Here is a 17,118-nt window from a genome sequence, read left to right on the forward strand (position 1 = left end):
TGGACTCCATCTATAGATTGATTGCTGGTGATAAATCGAAGGTAAAACGCTGTTGATTTATCTGGTATGGTTTAATGGGTTCACAAGGCGAGCCGGGTGCGTAAAACATCGAGGCTTGGCCGTGTAGATTGCGTAAGTGTGTAAAGCTCACGGTGTGCGCGTCTTCACGATGCATACAGGTCGCTAAATGAGGCTGTTCGCTATGATGGTGAGAGTGAAAATGAAGTAAGTTCTGCTGATTCTTTCCTGTTGTCATAAGCTGATCGTATTTTGCTTGTCGGTAGGCTTGTACTCGCTCTAAATCAACACCGGATGAGAAGAGTGGAGAATCGGTGTCGACGATGTGCTGTTGAATACCATCCCACATGTAGGCGATAACCAAACCATTGTTCTGAGTTAAATTCGGCGCAAAAGCCAACAAGGTAAACGGGGCAAAAGAGTGCAGGTCGAGCTGATGAAATGCTTCAGAGAGCAGGCTGATGTTGCGACTCGATGATAGATTCTTGAGTAGCAAACCACGGCTGACTAAAGGTCCAACAGGCACTATGCCTTGATAGTTATTGAGTAGGCATAGCGAAAGCCCGAACTCATTGATACTGATCCAGCTACCACCGCCAGTTGGGTCGAGTGGCATGATGATATCGACGCCGTTAACTCGATATTGTTTAGGTGGCATTGCTAGTGCTCGCGTCTTTTGTTCGTCACGGTTAAAAAAGACCTGATAACCATTTTCTTCAAGCAGCCAAGATACTGAACACATGATTATTGCTCCCTCAGATAGCTGCTGGTGGTCGGGGCATAACCAAAGGTATTGCATATTTCGACATCAAGAAAGGTCGTGATCACTTTGATCATCGCATAGTGATGATTGGCATGCAGAGCAGCAAAGGTGACCTCTCTTTCTAGCGTAGAAGGCAGGCTAGCAAATACTTGTGTATCCATCGAAACTTCGGTTTGGATCATGATAGGCGCTTCGAGATCTCTACGGTCTAATCGTTCAAGCCAGTTGATCACGTAATGGATCTCTTTCAACGCAATCGACCTATCGAATTCGACGGGGTGACCACGACGACGAGTGTTGTAATCAACGGTCGCATTCTCTTTTAAAATCAAAGCGTGAAAAAGATCGAGCGTGTGACGAGTATGCTCACCAATAGAACTTGTGACGTGCGGCTTTGCTCGTGTCAGATAGTCGCTGTCAGATATGGCTAACAAAAACTCTAAACCCTGATTCAATATCTCTACCGCTCCCTTGATACTAGGAGAGAAAGAAGTGAGGGCGCTCGGTTGGGCTATGGGGTTCATTCATGATCCTCGTACAAAGTTAATCGGTGGTCGGATATTGTTGAACAAGACGTCGCTCTTCTTGCCACGCGTTAAATAAGCTCTTAAAAGAAGGAGGCTGGTGTCCTCTTTGTTTTTGTTGAGCGCCAATATCAAAAAGAATGCGGTATTGCAGGAGTAGCGTCGAAAATATCTCTCGCAGCGGTGTGTTGCGATCCCAGATGTGCCCGGCCTCACTGCTTGCGCCATTGACCTCAAGGATCGTGAAGTCCTCGCCGTTCATTAGGCTGTTCATGTCCTTGAATTTGACGTCGAGTCGTCCAAAGTGAAAGCCATCGAAGTCGTCGAATATCTCATCTAAGCGTTCGGTTAAAGCCTGAGTGATGTATTGGTTGCCGTCTCGGAAGATACAGCCACGGCTATGGCTACCTGCAAACGCGAGTTGGAACTCTTCGCCCTCTGTGAGCACTTGATCCAATTTATCTTCATGTCTCGGTAGATAGAGGTGACTAAGCTGCCCAGCACGCGGGCTATTTTCAATTAACTGTTTGAGTGTCGAGCTGCCATCGCCCACCACCATTGGTGCGTATTTGAGTGTGATCGAGATGATCTCGCCTTGCTTTTTATTTGGGTAGCGAACATAGAAAACACCCGCTTCGGCTTGATAAGGCGCCTTTTCTTGCAATAGAAAGCGAGCATTATTTGGGAAAGACTCAACATACTGCTCAAGTTGATCTTGTGTGTTGATCAGCTTAACGCCAACACCTCGACAGCCAAGATCCGGTTTGGCCACAATGGGGAAATCGAGATCTGATTGTATGAGTGCGCTGCGCGCATCTTCGGCTTGTTTCTTACTGCTAAGATCCGTTTTGGTTAAGGTGATAAACGGAGAGATCCAACGCTGACTCGATGATCCAGCAAGGCTCAGTATCTCGTGTTTTGATTCGCCTACCATGCCGCTTAACTTAATACTCGGGTTGGCGATGAGCGGCAGCGCCCAGTCAAAGTGCCGTAACCCTTGCATCAGGCTTTGAATCACCACTGGCGTGTAGAAGAACCAAGTTGGAAGAAACTCATAAGGAGAGACACTGCGCACGGTATCTTTTTCAAGCAAGGGCATGCCTGCATTTATTTGATGTGCTGGAATGATGCGAATATCTTGCGGTGAACTCATGATAATCCTCTAGAGTAGGTTCTATTCATTAATCGATTGCCGATAAACAGCAAAGCGATGGCACACGGGATGATGATCCATTGATATTCAGAGGCTTGCAGCCACGCTGATGTCCCTAAATAGTAGATGGCAGAGAAGACAATGCCGGTCCAGAGCGCAGTGGCACTAATAACGGCAAACAAGAAAGTAGGCAGTGGGATTGCGAAAAAGCCACTTAAGGTAAAACCGACGGTACGAAGTCCGGGAATAAAGCGGATGACAAAAAGACTGCTGAAAGCGTTTTGACGTAATTTAGTGCGAAGTGCACGAAAGTATCGGTTGGTGAGGGCTTTGTAACGAACGCCTCGGAAATAACGTCCTGATTTACCTAGGTAATAGAGGCCGATATCTCCTGTGGCAATGCCGATGAAAATGGCAAGCAACGCATATTGAGGAAGCATGAGTCCTTGAGTTGCTAAACCTGCCGCTGTAACAATCGCCAGATCTTCAAGCAAGTAAGAAAGCGCGATAATGCCAAGCATCAGCCATAGCAGCGATTCCTCTCCCGTATTTAACCATGCTTGAATGCTCTCGACGGTGCTCATCAAATGTCCTTATCTATCCCATAGATGAATGGCTTAATGACCATTCATTGAGTGTAGTAAATTAAATAGACAGGAGGAGCGGAGAAAAACTTACAGGCGATTGCTGCTTTTTTATATTTGATTGATTTTATTGGCGGTTTGAGTCGCGCTGTTTGGGTATTGAATTAGCGGGCGTTTACGGTGAGAAAAGTAGGGCAGTGGATTTGGTTTATAAATAACAAAAGAAAAAGGCTGAGTCGTTAAACTCAGCCTTTCAGAACGTTAACTATGGATTACAAGGTAATCTATTTAGTTAGGTCAATCTGGTAAACAGCAAAACCAACATCGTCAGTCGCAACACGTTTCATCGGGTATTGCCCCTTTTCTTTGATGAACTCTGCCGCTTTGTCGCTTGGAGATGTTTCAAAGCGGATATCTAGCTTTTTATCCGTTTTGATTGGCGCAAATGACCAGTTGTTATCAGCCGTTGGGCTCACTTGACCTTGCTCTTTGCTCACTCGAGAGATGTAGTTTGCTAGAACAGTACGGTTCTCATCTGGTGCATCAAATGCGATGAAGTCTTCACCCGTACCTGGGAACTTATTGCTGTATGCTCGGTAGTTGTTGGTTGCGATCAGGAAGTCTTGCTTCACGTCGATTGGCTTACCTTGGTAAGTTAGACCTACGATACGCTCAGAGCCTTCATTAATAACTTTACAGTTACCATCGTATTTTGCTGGTTGTGTAACATCGATTTGGTACTCAACGCCATCGATGACATCAAAGTTGTAAGTGCGGAAGCCGTCCCATTCAACCAACTGCTGTGGTGCGGTCGAATTAACATCTATTTGTTGGAATTGACCAGCAGAACACTCAAGCCACTCTTTTACTTCGTGGCCTGTTACCTTCATTGCAACTAGCGTGTTCGGGTAAAGGTATAAGTCAGCCGCGTTACGGAATGTCAGTTGACCAGATTCAACTTCAGTGAAGTTCGCTGGGTCATTCTTACGGCCGCCTGCTTTGAATGGTGCAGCTGCTGAAAGTACAGGTGTGCCATCTAAGTCTGGATCACCTTGGATGAACTGCTCAACGTAATCTTTTTGCGCAAGGTTCACGATTTGAACAGTTGGATCGTCTTGTACTAGAGACAAGAAGCTGTACATCACATCGTCTGCTTTACCAATCGGTTGGTTAACAAACTCACGAGTACCTGCGTGGTCTTTTTCTAGTGCAGAAACGATGCCTTCATCAGCAGCTGCAAGAGATTTCTTTTCTACCTTGTCGTAGATTGGGCGTGCTTCTGATTGGCCTTTAACGACTTCCCACTTACCGTCTTTTTGTGCAAGTGTTAGATCCATAACACCAACGTGGCTACCCCAGCGGCCTGGCATTACTGCCGCAACGCCGTTCATTGTGCCCGTTTCGTTGTTGATGCCTTGAATGTCATCAAAACCTTTTCCTGGGAATACTGCGTGAGAGTGACCAAATGCGATTGCATCAATGCCGTCTACTTCAGATAGGTAGAACGTTGAGTTCTCTTCGCCATTTTTGTACGGGTCAGTTGATACGCCTGAGTGAGGGATAGCAACGATTACTTCAGCGCCTTCCGCTTTCATTTGAGGCACTAACTCGTTAGCTGTCTCAATGATATCGCGAGCGATCACTTTGCCTTCAAGGTTCTTCTTATCCCACGTCATGATTTGTGGTGGAACAAAACCGATGTAACCCACTTTTACTTCATGTTCTACGCCAGCAGTATTTTCAAAGGTGTGCGTCTTGATGATGTATGGCGTGAAGTAGTGTTCTTTGGTTTCTGCGTCGTAAACGTTAGCACTGATGTACGGGAAATCAGCGTCGTTAATAGATTCTTCTAGGAACTCAAGACCGTAGTTGAATTCGTGGTTACCTAGGTTTGCAGCGTCGTAGCTTAGTTGGTTCATTGCTTTATATGCAGGGTGAACTTCGCCAGCCTCGATGCCTTTGTCTGCCATATAGTCACCCATCGGGCTACCTTGCAGCAAGTCACCGTTATCAACTAATACGCTGTTGGTTACTTCGCTTTGAGCTTCTTTTACTAGAGTTGCAGTACGTGCTAAGCCGATTTTTTTCGACGGCTTGTCTTTGTAGTAGTCGTAATCCATTAGGTTGGTATGGATATCCGTCGTTTCTACGACACGTAATTTAATCACTTCATCGGTATCTGGTGTTGTTGTGCAGCCTGCTAAAGTCAGACCAAGACCAGCAAGTACAGCCAATGACAAAGGTTTCATTGCAACTTTCATTTTGGAGCTCCAAAGTGGATTAGTAGAAAATTCGTTGCGTAATGTAACAAAATGGAATGAAACAATGATTACAACGAATGTTAATTCGTGACTTAGATCGATTACTTTATAGTGTTCTGCAAGGCGCCTCCCAAAGCTGCTCAATCGATGCGCAACTGATATCGATAATATTAGCCCATTCATTTCACCTATTTATCGATGAATCTCATCCCTTATCAGCTTTTCGAATAAAAAATGAAATTTTAGAATTTCCAGTAATATGAGAGGCTCGTCATAATGCCTATATCAAGGACGTATCAGGCAGATGAATAGCAAGGATAGCTCAAAACGAAGCTTCTGTTTTCTTCTAGTGCCAATACTCCCATTCACTCAAGTGGATGAGTTAAATCCCTTGCTTGGCAAGACCAAGTAATGAATTGCTCGTACTGCGAGCCTTAAAGGAAGCACTGAAATGGACCAAGAACGTTTAACCCACCTAAAACAGCTTGAAGCGGAAAGTATTCATATTATCCGTGAAGTTGCTGCTGAGTTTGATAACCCAGTGATGATGTACTCCATCGGTAAAGATTCTTCTGTGATGCTTCATTTAGCTCGCAAAGCGTTTTATCCAGGCAAGATTCCATTCCCACTATTGCACGTGGATACGGATTGGAAATTTCGCGAGATGATTGAGTTTCGTGATCGTACGGCTAAAAAGTACGGCTTTGACCTTTTAGTACATAAGAACCCAGAAGGTATTGAGATGGGGTGTAGCCCATTCGTACATGGCTCTTCTAAGCACACTGACATCATGAAAACTCAAGGCCTTAAGCAGGCGTTAAACAAGTACGGGTTCGATGCCGCTTTTGGTGGTGCGCGTCGTGATGAAGAAAAATCTCGAGCAAAAGAGCGTGTTTATTCTTTCCGCGATAAGAACCATACATGGGATCCAAAAAACCAGCGTCCAGAGCTTTGGCACACCTACAACGGTCAGGTTAATAAGGGCGAAAGCATTCGTGTCTTCCCACTATCTAACTGGACTGAGCTTGATATCTGGCAATACATCTACCTAGAGAGCATCGATATTGTTCCTCTTTACCTATCTGATAAACGTCCTGTGGTTGAGCGTGATGGCATGCTGATCATGGTTGATGATGACCGTATGGAACTGCAAGAAGGTGAAGTGATTGAAGAGAAAAGCGTTCGCTTCCGTACTTTGGGATGTTACCCACTAACCGGAGCCGTTGAATCTGAGGCGAATACGCTAACAGGTATTATTGAAGAGATGCTGGTGGCGACGTCCAGTGAGCGTCAAGGTCGAGCGATTGACCATGATCAGTCGGGCTCTATGGAGCTGAAAAAGCGCCAAGGTTATTTCTAAGAATCTAAGGAAAGAAAAATGAATAGTGCAGTAGAAGCCGAATTGGCTGAACTAGGGATTGAAGGTTATCTAAGTCAGCATCAGCATAAATCTATGCTTAGATTTTTAACTTGTGGCTCGGTAGACGACGGTAAAAGTACCTTAATCGGTCGCTTGCTCCATGATACAAAACAGATTTATGAAGATCAGTTAGCAGCGGTTCACTCTGATAGCCAACGAGTGGGTACCACAGGTGAGAAACCTGACTTGGCATTGCTTGTTGATGGTTTACAGGCTGAGCGTGAGCAAGGCATAACGATCGATGTGGCTTATCGCTACTTCTCGACTCAAAAACGTAAATTCATTATTGCTGATACCCCAGGGCATGAGCAGTACACGCGTAATATGGCAACAGGCGCTTCAACGTGTGATCTGGCTGTGATCTTGATTGATGCTCGTAAGGGTGTACTGGATCAAACACGTCGTCACTCGTTTATTTCTAACCTGCTTGGTTTGAAGCATTTCATCGTCGCAGTCAACAAAATGGATCTCGTCGAGTACTCGCAAGATCGTTTTGAGGAGATTCGCGATCAGTATCTAGAGTTTGCTGAAAACCTAGAAGGCGAAACTAACATTCAAATTCTGCCGGTTTCCGCGCTTGAAGGCATTAACGTTGCTGCGCCAAGCAAAGAGCTTACATGGTTCGAAGGTCCGTCTCTATTAGAAGTGCTAGAGAACGTAGACATTGACCAAAAACGTTCTGCGGGCGAATTCCGTTTCCCTGTGCAGTATGTCAATCGTCCTAACTTAGATTTCCGTGGCTTTGCTGGCACCGTGGCTTCTGGTCGTGTCAGCGTCGGTGATGAAATCAAGGCGTTGCCTTCAGGTAAAACTTCTAAGGTGGCAAGCATTGTGACCTTTGATGGTGAACTTGAATCAGCACAAGCGGGTTTGGCGGTAACACTGACTCTTGAAGATGAAATCGATATCAGCCGTGGTGATTTGATTGTGCTAGAAAATGCACAGATTGAATCAACCAACCATGTATTGGCAGACATCGTGTGGATGACAGAACAACCACTGCAACCGGGTAAAGCTTACGACATCAAAATCGCAGGCAAGAAAACCGTCGGTCAGGTTGAAACGGTTCGTCACCAGTATGACATCAACAACCTGTCGACCCACGCTGTCGATGAGTTGCCACTGAATGGTATTGGCTTGTGTGAATGGTCACTGAACGAGACTGTCGCATTGGATAAATACCGTGAAAGTGCCGATACCGGTGGCTTCATCGTTATCGACCGTCTAACCAACGTGACGGTTGGTGTTGGTTTGATTCGAGACCGTTTGGACTCTGTTGAACTGCAAGTCGGTAACTTCTCTGCATTTGAACTTGAGTTCAACGCTCTAGTTCGTAAGCACTTCCCTCATTGGGATGCCAAAGATCTAAGCCAATTACTGAAGTCATAAACGACCAAGTAACAGCTTATTGAATCAGGCGGAAACCGATTGTTTCCGCCATAAAGGACGGGTATATGTGGCAACAAGGATTTGTATTAGCGATTTTGCTCGGCATCATTACTTGCCTGCTCGTTACCCGTATTAAGCCAAGCTTTATCTTTGCTGGCGCGGCTTTTATTGCTTTTATGGCTGGTATGATCGACTTGTCGAGCCTAGCCAATAACTTCACTAACTCCTCGTTACTGACTTTAATTCTTCTGATCCTCGCATCAAGTGCGTTGGAGAAAACTCGCTTAATCAGCTGGGTTAGCCGCAATATCTCTGAAGGTAGGCTAGGTACCGTGGTTGCGAAGTTGGGTATTTCCACAGCGCTACTTTCTTCTTTTACTAATAACACAGCGGTGGTTGTCTCTTTGATCGGTGCGATCAAACGCAATCAACAGCACGCGCCATCTAAGTTACTTATCCCTTTGTCATACGCTGCCATTTTAGGCGGAACCCTGACATTGATCGGCACTTCAACCAATTTGATCATCAATAGTTTTGTTGAAGATGCGGGATTGCCAAGCTTAAACTTTTTCACACCAACCTTGATCGGTTTAGCGGTCTTGGTGGGTGGTGTTTTGATTCTTATCCCTCTGAGTTACTTCTTACCAAGCTACGATGATGGGTCGCAGGACGATCTGCCTTACTTTCTAGAGGCGCGAGTTGAACCTGGCTCACCGTTAGTTGGCCGCAGTGTTAGCGAAAATAATCTCAGAGCTTTGAGAAAATTGTTCTTAGCCGAAGTGATTCGCGACGGTAAGACCACGGCTTCGATTGACCCTGATTTTATTCTTCAAGCTCGTGACCGGTTGCTGTTTTGTGGCGACGTTGAAAGCGTAGCGACACTACAAGAAATTCAAGGGTTGACCCTGTTTGGCCAGCATCACCTTAACGGCCAGAGCTTTGTTGAAGTGGTGGTGAGTTCGTCGGCAAGCTTCTGTAATAAAACCCTCAAAACAAGCCAGTTTAGAGACCGTTTCGATGCAGTTGTAGTTGCTATTCGTCGTGGCCATGAGCGCCTTGAAGGTGGGCTAGGGAATATCACATTGACCGCTGGTGATACCTTGATTTTGGTTCCCGGTAAACGCTTTGAAGAACAGCGCCAGCAACACAACAAAGAGTTTGTGTTGATGAATGACTTGGACTCGAGTGCCAAGCTTGATGCCGATAAATCGACGTTTGTATTGCTCGGTTTTGCCAGTGTGATTGGTCTAGCCCTTGCTGAAGTCGTGCCGATTATCAAAGGGCTGGCTGGTTTCTTACTGTTGCTGGTGGCCTTTGGTGTGGTGCAACTGGGTGAACTCCGTCGCCGTTTTCCGGTTGATATTGTGGTGATCGTTGGCTCCGCTCTGTCTATTGCTCAACTGATGATTTCATCTGGGCTGTCTGAGCGTATGGGGCTGATGTTTATGGAAGCCTTTAATGGCTGGGGCGTGTTTGGTGCGTTAGTCGCGACCTATTTTATGACCTTGGTTCTAACAGAACTGGTTACCAATAATGCGGCCGCAGCACTCTCTTTCCCAATCGGCTATAGCATGGCTATCGGCTATGGCGTTGACCCTATGCCATTCATTATGGCGGTTCTATTTGGTGCCAGTGCCAGTTTTATTTCGCCATACGGCTACCAAACTAATTTACTTGTTTATAGCGTAGGTAATTACCATCTCACGGATTATCTACGTATCGGCATCCCAATCTCGATTGTCTATTCGGGCTTGGTGCTGACCCTGATTCCTTACTTTTTCCCATTTTAATGCTGTTTATTTAAAGGACTAATTATGACCGCAGTACTCAAACCAAAAGATGAGAATGTTGTGTGGCATCAACATTCGATTGATAAAACATTTCGTGCGGATCTGAAATCACAGAAACCAGCTGTGCTCTGGTTCACTGGATTATCTGGTTCAGGGAAATCAACAGTTGCTGGAGCATTAGAAAACCGCTTAGCCCAACTTGGTTACCATACTTACTTATTGGATGGCGACAATGTCCGTCATGGGTTATGTAGCGACCTTGGCTTCTCAGAGCAAGACCGTCGAGAGAATATTCGTCGTATTGGTGAGCTCGCTAAATTGATGGCGGATGCGGGTTTGATCGTCTTGTCAGCGTTTATTTCCCCACATCAAGCTGAAAGACAGTTGGTGCGAGACTTATTGCCGGAAGGTGAGTTTCTTGAGGTATTTGTAAACACACCACTTGAGGTGTGTGAGCAGCGAGACCCGAAAGGTCTGTATAAAAAAGCACGCGCTGGAGACATCCCGAACTTTACTGGTATTAGTTCAGTGTACGAAGCGCCTAAGCATCCTGAGATAGATCTTCCTGCGGGCGAAAAGACACTCGATGAACTGGTCGAATTGTGTATTGATGCTTTAGAGAAGCGTAATATTTTATCCAATTGAGATCGCTGGTATGACTAAGGCTACTCTCCTGTTTATCTGCTTAATTCACTACGGATAAATAGTGCAGCCTTGGTTTTCCGAGACAAGAACCTTATCCTCTAGATTCTCTTCACTCTTATCAATACTCTTCACAGCGTACACCGTCTATTTTTTACAGTATCGATTGTCTAGACGGTGTAGTTCACACTGCTTTTAACTTCTGTTTGAACCGTAAACTTTTGGCTCAATAGCGCAATCAGTTGGTCGTAATACTGCGTGTTAGGCTTGTTGCCAAGTAAGTTGCAAAGCTCATTGCCTGTTGGGCTGAATCGGTAGTAAATCAGCTTCACCCCTTTTGATAATGGTGCCAGTGACATGCCCTTACCTTGATAAGTTAAGTGCAGAGCTGGATCGAAATCAATCTCTCCAGATTCTAATTCTGTGCCCAGAATAATCCCGAGTTCAATCAAGTGGAGCAAGCTAGAGTAGGGAAGGTTGTGTCCACCAAGATTGATGGTGTTGGTGGTGTCCCTTTTACCAAAGCTGAAGATTCCAGCATGGGATTTAAAGCCGAGCAACAGTTTTCTGCTGTTATCGCTACCAAAGCTACAACCCAGTGACGCTGCTCTTTGCAGGGTGAGCGCTTCTTTTGGTGTCATGTCTTTTAAGATCTGCAGCGCTTTCATCGACGTCGAGCCTGGGTTGGTGACTTCTCGTTTCAGTACTTGAGCCCACAGCCTCTGCATCGATGTATTGTGGATCTCTTGTGCCATATCGAAGAAACGGTATAGCCAGTCCTGATCAGGGTCTCCAGCCGCTTCATCCTTACATGAAGAGTGTGCCAACTTTAGAATCTGTTCTAGGTTCTTTTGGCGAAGTTCTCTACGTTTTTTCTCTCGTAATAGTGCCCGTTCGATAAGCGTACTCTCAGCTTTATCGTTTGGCTTTGCACTATGACTAATTAAGGAATCGAGGCCGAAGCTTTGTGCGATGTGCCGCATTCTGCTTGCACTATCGGCAATATGAGGCTTTTTCTCATGCTTTTGCTGTGTATCGCTAGCATGCTCAATGATCACTGGCTGTTTGGTTTCTGACATAAGAGTACCGTTAGGAGACGACTCAATACCAATCGTAGTAAATAATTGCTCGCTCTAGCTTGTTAAAACGCTCGATAACAGCGTTAGAATTTTTGATTGTAGAATAACTACTTATCAAAACTATTTATTGAAAAGAGCTTCCTTGTTCTCAAGCCTTTTTCCTACGCTATTTCTGAACACTTACTTATTGTGATTGGTATAACTGTCTAAAATGTAACTCTTTATCTTATTGGTGGCTAGATTTTGCGTGCAGAGTTGAAGGTTTCAACAAAATTTTACTTTTGCTAATGATAATAAAATGTTAAATTTGTTGTAATTCTCAAGGAGGAGTTATGAATCAAGTCAATGATAACAAGCTGAAGAAACAGCTTAGTATAGGGTTATTACTCGCTACTTATGTCGCTGTTCTAGCGTACTTGTCTAATTACATCGCATAATTTAGAATAAAATTATCGTTATTAAACTGTTATTGAATGATCTCACTCGTTCAGTGACGGCAGCTCATCCTTGAGCCACCCTTCTAATGACTACATGTCGTCATATTCTTCAATCGCAGTACCTTCAATAAGATAACCGGTTTGAGCTAAGTCGTGGCTTATTGACTCGGTTTTTAGTGTACCTACTAAATAAATCACATCCCATAGCTGCTGGATTGGAGCGCCTTGTGGGAACTTCACGTAGATGATTTGGTTCGGCGGCGGTGGCGGTACGTGGATACATGCGCCAAAGTACGGTACTAACAGAAACTCAGTGATCATGTTCTCATCGCCTTCCAATGGAATCACAAAGCCAGGAATCTTGACTGTGCTGCCATTCAGCTCTGGGCGAACAGCGCCAAGTGTCGATTGTTGAGGTTTGTCCATACTGTCGTGGTTAACCATAGGCATACCAAATGAGTCGAGTTGTGCTCGCTCTGACTCTGGAATCAAGTCAATCCAATCGAGTGTTAATACCGATTCGTCAGTCTGAGTGGTTTCAGCGTGAGCTGTGCTGATAAATGGGAACATAAGTAACCCAAGTATCAGTAGGAATTTGCGTTGCATCGTAGGTTCCTATTTTAGATTCGGATAGTCATGCCATCAGACAATGACTGACGGTAAGCTCTGAAAGCGGGAATAAAGCCAATAATGATTCCGGCAACTTGCACCAACATAAGCAGTTTCCACTCATGGGGTGTGATTGCGGATACCGATATGTTGATACCATAACTTTGTTGCACAATAGGAGCAACTACTGCGATTAGCGCAAACAACACGGCAACACCCAATGTGATACCGAGGAAGGTTAGGGCACTTGCTTCACTGATCAGTAAACCGAACACATGACGAGGCCTTGCTCCCATCGCGCGCAGAATGGCCATCTCTCGACGTCTTTCTTGCAAGCTAGTGAGTAGACTACTCAGCATCCCTAACAGTCCCGCGATTACCACAAACCCTGAAACAATCAGTAGTGCTTGCTCTGCTACGGCCATCATTCCCCACAATTCGTGAAGCGCAATGCCTGGCATAATGGCGCTCAAAGGTTCTTGGCGGTAGTTATTGATTTCTCGTTGCAGTGCAAAGGTTTGGATCTTCGATTTAAGGCCAACCATCATCGCGGTAATCTGCTTTGGTTGGAAGTCACGTTGCTTTAGCGCTTCAGCATTCGGTGTGTGGCCTAGGTTAGCCCCCGATTCCCAACCAACGTGAATCGCTTCAATGGCCTCTAACGAGACATGCACCGTTTTATCTACTGGTGTGCCGGTTGGCGCGAGTATTCCTACAATGGTGAAAGGCAGGTTGTCGTGGCGACTGAAGGCGACATCACTGATACCGTGCGCCAGAATGATGTGATCACCAATCTTGTAATCTAACTTCTTCGCGACATCGGCACCAATCACGACATCAAATAGCTGATTAAACTCTTTACCTTGCTGAAAAGTAAGTGGTTGCTTACTTCCATAGCGATAATTATCAAAGTAACTATGGTTCGTGCCCATTACACGAAAGCCTTTATGTGAATCTCCCAATGAGATGGGTATCGCCCACTTTACAGCATTATGCTGGCTAAATTCTTGATAGCTTTTCCAGTCGATGTTGTTGGTTGCATTACCAATTCTAAATACCGAATAAAGCAGTAGGTTTACCTGACCAGAGCGGCCACCAACAATAAGGTCGGTACCTGAAATCGTATTAGCAAAACTGCTTTTTGCTTCGGTTCTTACACGTTCAACACCGAGTAATAGAATCACTGACACTGCCACGGTGAGAATCGTCAGAATAGCGGTGGCTTTACGGTTGAGTACGCTTTTTAGGGCTAAGTGAGTAATTACTTTCATACGACAACCTTAGCTTGGTTAACGGTTTTTAAATCTATGGTTCGAGTGAATAGCTTTTCTAATGTTGGATCGTGACTGACAAATATCAGAGTAGACCCGGCTTGATTTGCTTGCTCTAGTAACAATTCGATGAAGGCTTCTCGGTTGTCATGATCCAAAGCCGAGGTTGGCTCGTCGGCAATAATGATTTTCGGTTGGCCGATCAAAGCACGAGCGGCAGCAACACGTTGTTGTTGACCAATGCTCAATTCGGTAACAGGCTTGTCCATTAGAGCTTGAGGTAGCTTTAATCGTAGTAACAACTCTTGAGCGGTTGCTTGCAGGCTGTTCTGACTTTCAGTGACTTGCTGCTTACGAATCTTAGAAAACTGACAAGGAAGCGTCACGTTGTCGATCACTGACAAGTAAGGAAGCAGATTAAATTGTTGGAATATATAGCCAATATGATCGGCTCTGAACTTGTCCCTCTGACGAGGTGTTAGCTGTGTGAGGTCTTGGCCAAGGATAGATACTTCGCCTTGTTCAGCTTGGTTGATTCCGGTCAGTAACCCTAACAATGTTGATTTCCCGCAACCACTAGGCCCTTTGATGAAAAGGTGCTCTTGGGCTTGGATATGCAGTGAGGGGATCTCTAGTGTTGGGGGTAATTCAGGCTTCCAACGAAAGCTGATATTTTCGAGTTTGACCACAAGTGATGAACTGTCAAAAGACATATTAGCTCCAATGATTAAAGCGGTGTATTTACTGGACAGCTATTAGAAAAATAAATTCCCAGAACACACCGATTTGCACAACCAAGTAAGTGACTACTTACTTGGCTGCGTATCTACGTTTAATTCAATCTAATGCTAATTAGAATCGAAAACTAATACGATCTGCGTTAAGCACTTCTTGAATTTGAGCGCTGTCAGTTAGAAGGTTTACCGTCATTGATTTTGTGTTGCTGAACTTAGAGAACCATTGAGTGCTCACGGTATCTAGCTTCGCAATATCTGAACATTGGTAATGGTACTCGACAGTGAATTCGCCGTGCCCACCTTCTGAATGGTCGTGGCCTTCATGGTCATCATGATCGTGTTCTGCATGGTCATGGCCTTTGTGGTCATCATGGTCGTGTTCTGCGTGATCATGGCCTTCATGGTCATCATGATCGTGTTCTGCGTGATCATGGCCTTTGTGGTCGTCATGATCGTGTTCAGCGTGGTTATGGCCTTTGTGGTCATCATGGTCGTGTTCAGCGTGGTCATGGCCTTTGTGGTCGTCATGATCGTGTTCTGCATGGTCATGGCCTTTGTGGTCGTCATGATCGTGTTCAGCGTGGTCATGGCCTTTGTGGTCATCATGATCGCCTTCCAAGGTGTTCGTCACCGACTTGAACTTCAGAGTACAGCTTGCATTTTTGAAACCAAATAGCTCATCTGGCTTGTTTAATTGCGCAATCGCTTGTTCAAATACTTTCTTTTGCTCAGCAGTTTCTGGAGCATGTTCAAAGCCAACCACATCAGCGCCGGGAGCTGTTACTTCAACAAGCAGTTCTTGCCCATCTTGAGCGATGTTCACCTCAACTTTACCGTGCACGTGTGCTTCGTGAGAGCGGAATTCTTCGTTAGCTAGAACATTAGTAGAGACAGTCATACCGATAACAACGGCTAGAATAGTAGGTTTCATGTTTTTTTCCTGAATAAAGGTTAATTAAAAAGTAGTGGTAATTAAGAAATCTTTACAGGAGGTGAACGTGCTAAATAAGCGAAATACAGGCGCTGTAACGAAATGACTGACTCTGTGATAGCGACAGTAAATTCCGAATGGAACTCTGGGATCTGTGGAAGTGAATGCGCCGTTATGAACTGATTTATCGAAAACAGCTCACAGTGATGTGAAGAGTGATGATGTGGGTCGATATCCACAATATGTGTCGCTGCTAACACGCTCAACATGAGCATCAGCCCAAGCAAGAAGCCTGTTTTACGTTTCACATTATTAGGTGTGTTTTTCCACATCAGGATGATTAACCACAGAATTAAAAAAGGATACTGTTATAATATAACAATATCCTTTGGTCAGGTCTCGAAAAAGACGCGAATATCTTATTAAAGGCTCGCTTTAATCAACTCAATAACTTGAGTGACTTCTGAGTCGTTTAATGCCCCTTCTTTAACAAACAATATTTTACCTTGCTTGTCTTGAACGATAATCGCTGAGCTCTCTTCTTTTAAAGCCCATGATGACGCTACGGTTCCGTCTTCATCTAGCACCATAGAAGACCATGGAAATTCTTCTTTGCTACTTTCTGCTGACGATTTAACAAAAGACCCAGTTCCCCAAATCGCATCATCTTGGTTGATGATGGTAGTGGTTTGGTAGCTGTCTTCTGCGAATTTCGAGGCTGTAATTGCTGCCATCAGTTGTGCGTTGAGCTCTTTCGAGCTGCTACGGCCAGCAATAGCTTGAACGACGCGAACTTTACCTAGAAGATCATTGGTTGCCCAAGCTTGATATCCAGTATTTCCGTCGTTTAGTACGATTTCACCATAGTTGCTAACATCGACAGCAGGCAGAGTTGCACCGACTGATAGATTATGAGCATTGGCGAAAAGTGGAGAGGCTGCGGCTAAAAAAGCCAGTAGAGTTTTGTTTTTCATTATATTTTTGTTCCGCTTATTGGTTTGCTCTGGAAGTATAATATGAAATTTGAAAAATGCCTCTTTAACTTTTTTATCGTACGGTGTAGAAATAAGTTGCAGGCTTGTTACCAAAAGGTATAATGCATCAATATCGAGATGAACAATAGATTATCTTGCTGTTTGCTAAAGGAATTAGCGATTTAATGTGCTTTGAATACGTTGGTGTTCAGGTACGTGGCTGTAGTACTCAAATGGAATTGAGGTTGTATTATGTTAAGAAAATTTTCTACTTACCGTCCACATCAGGTGGCGCGTTTCGTTAAAGTCCTGTTCAAAGGCCAGTTTGCTATAGAGGGTATCGGAGAGTTTCGCTTCGACCAAGGCAAGGTGCTTCTTCCTGAAGTTTCAGACAAACAAAAGCTAACGATTTTTAAAGAAGTTAACGGCACCATTGCTGCGCTGCCGGTGTAACTGACTGTTATAGATTTGCATTTCGTCAAATAGATTTCCATTAAAAAAGGGCTTCCTAGCGGAATAATGCCGTTCACTTAAGA

General features: G+C 44.7%; 17 protein-coding genes. 5 read left to right on the top strand and 12 right to left on the bottom strand.

Annotated elements, in window-relative coordinates; genetic code table 11:
* Positions 1 to 10: 10 nt before the first annotated feature.
* From AB4589_RS08865 to AB4589_RS08885, 5 genes are all read right to left on the bottom strand, one after another.
* Positions 11 to 760 carry an NRDE family protein gene (locus tag AB4589_RS08865; protein ID WP_371707695.1) on the bottom strand — a complete coding sequence of 250 codons (750 nt, stop codon included), beginning with the start codon at positions 758 to 760 and terminating at the stop codon, positions 11 to 13.
* A 2-nt stretch (positions 761 to 762) separates the two neighbouring features.
* Positions 763 to 1,305, bottom strand: a complete 543-nt coding sequence (locus tag AB4589_RS08870) for a hypothetical protein (RefSeq protein ID WP_371707694.1) — start codon at positions 1,303 to 1,305, stop codon at positions 763 to 765.
* 19 nt (positions 1,306 to 1,324) lie between these two features.
* Positions 1,325 to 2,458: a D-alanine--D-alanine ligase gene (locus tag AB4589_RS08875; RefSeq protein WP_372087118.1), complete on the bottom strand. Its 1,134-nt coding sequence runs from the start codon at positions 2,456 to 2,458 to the stop codon at positions 1,325 to 1,327.
* Positions 2,455 to 3,042: a DedA family protein gene (locus AB4589_RS08880; protein WP_269335828.1), complete on the bottom strand. Its 588-nt coding sequence runs from the start codon at positions 3,040 to 3,042 to the stop codon at positions 2,455 to 2,457. The genes AB4589_RS08875 and AB4589_RS08880 overlap by 4 nt, the downstream gene beginning before the upstream one ends.
* A gap of 284 nt (positions 3,043 to 3,326) precedes the next feature.
* The gene (locus AB4589_RS08885) at positions 3,327 to 5,303 is read right to left on the bottom strand and encodes a bifunctional 2',3'-cyclic-nucleotide 2'-phosphodiesterase/3'-nucleotidase (protein WP_372100165.1); all 1,977 of its coding nucleotides are present in this window, start codon (positions 5,301 to 5,303) and stop codon (positions 3,327 to 3,329) included.
* A 415-nt stretch (positions 5,304 to 5,718) separates the two neighbouring features.
* Here AB4589_RS08885 and cysD point away from each other — a divergent pair, with 415 nt between their 5' ends.
* The 4 genes from cysD (at position 5,719) to cysC (ending at position 10,547) form a co-directional block, all read left to right on the top strand.
* Positions 5,719 to 6,663, top strand: a complete 945-nt coding sequence (cysD, locus tag AB4589_RS08890; RefSeq protein WP_226974827.1) for a sulfate adenylyltransferase subunit CysD — start codon at positions 5,719 to 5,721, stop codon at positions 6,661 to 6,663.
* Between the two features lie 18 nt (positions 6,664 to 6,681).
* Positions 6,682 to 8,112 (top strand): sulfate adenylyltransferase subunit CysN, encoded by a 1,431-nt coding sequence (gene cysN, locus AB4589_RS08895; RefSeq protein WP_372100166.1) that lies wholly within the window; start codon positions 6,682 to 6,684, stop codon positions 8,110 to 8,112.
* A gap of 65 nt (positions 8,113 to 8,177) precedes the next feature.
* Entirely contained in the window at positions 8,178 to 9,902 is a 1,725-nt protein-coding gene (locus tag AB4589_RS08900) for an SLC13 family permease (RefSeq protein WP_009847766.1), read from the top strand.
* A 24-nt stretch (positions 9,903 to 9,926) separates the two neighbouring features.
* Positions 9,927 to 10,547 (top strand): adenylyl-sulfate kinase, encoded by a 621-nt coding sequence (gene cysC, locus AB4589_RS08905; protein WP_017096581.1) that lies wholly within the window; start codon positions 9,927 to 9,929, stop codon positions 10,545 to 10,547.
* Positions 10,548 to 10,714: 167 nt separating this feature from the next.
* Here cysC and AB4589_RS08910 read toward each other — a convergent pair whose 3' ends face one another.
* The 7 genes from AB4589_RS08910 to AB4589_RS08940 all read right to left on the bottom strand — a co-directional run bounded on the left by AB4589_RS08910 (position 10,715) and on the right by AB4589_RS08940 (position 16,582).
* Positions 10,715 to 11,623, bottom strand: a complete 909-nt coding sequence (locus AB4589_RS08910) for a TIGR03899 family protein (RefSeq protein WP_012604888.1) — start codon at positions 11,621 to 11,623, stop codon at positions 10,715 to 10,717.
* Positions 11,624 to 12,150: 527 nt separating this feature from the next.
* Complete coding sequence (locus tag AB4589_RS08915; RefSeq protein WP_009847763.1) at positions 12,151 to 12,666, bottom strand: DUF3299 domain-containing protein; 516 nt, start codon at positions 12,664 to 12,666, stop codon at positions 12,151 to 12,153.
* A 14-nt stretch (positions 12,667 to 12,680) separates the two neighbouring features.
* Positions 12,681 to 13,940, bottom strand: a complete 1,260-nt coding sequence (locus AB4589_RS08920; RefSeq protein WP_009847762.1) for an ABC transporter permease — start codon at positions 13,938 to 13,940, stop codon at positions 12,681 to 12,683.
* A complete protein-coding gene (locus tag AB4589_RS08925) occupies positions 13,937 to 14,653 on the bottom strand; it encodes an ABC transporter ATP-binding protein (protein WP_004735279.1) in 717 nt (238 codons plus the stop codon). The genes AB4589_RS08920 and AB4589_RS08925 overlap by 4 nt, the downstream gene beginning before the upstream one ends.
* Before the next feature lie 139 nt (positions 14,654 to 14,792).
* Complete coding sequence (locus AB4589_RS08930; protein WP_371709912.1) at positions 14,793 to 15,608, bottom strand: DUF2796 domain-containing protein; 816 nt, start codon at positions 15,606 to 15,608, stop codon at positions 14,793 to 14,795.
* Positions 15,609 to 15,649: 41 nt separating this feature from the next.
* Entirely contained in the window at positions 15,650 to 15,940 is a 291-nt protein-coding gene (locus AB4589_RS08935) for a DUF2607 domain-containing protein (protein WP_083784112.1), read from the bottom strand.
* Between the two features lie 90 nt (positions 15,941 to 16,030).
* Positions 16,031 to 16,582: a YtfJ family protein gene (locus AB4589_RS08940; protein WP_009847759.1), complete on the bottom strand. Its 552-nt coding sequence runs from the start codon at positions 16,580 to 16,582 to the stop codon at positions 16,031 to 16,033.
* Positions 16,583 to 16,834: 252 nt separating this feature from the next.
* Between AB4589_RS08940 and AB4589_RS08945 the strand changes: the two genes are divergently transcribed.
* Positions 16,835 to 17,035 (top strand): DUF1107 family protein, encoded by a 201-nt coding sequence (locus tag AB4589_RS08945; RefSeq protein WP_004735283.1) that lies wholly within the window; start codon positions 16,835 to 16,837, stop codon positions 17,033 to 17,035.
* Positions 17,036 to 17,118: the final 83 nt, after the last annotated feature.

The sequence above is a fragment of the Vibrio sp. 10N.222.49.A3 genome, from assembly GCF_041475145.1.
Taxonomy (GTDB): domain Bacteria; phylum Pseudomonadota; class Gammaproteobacteria; order Enterobacterales; family Vibrionaceae; genus Vibrio; species Vibrio tasmaniensis_A.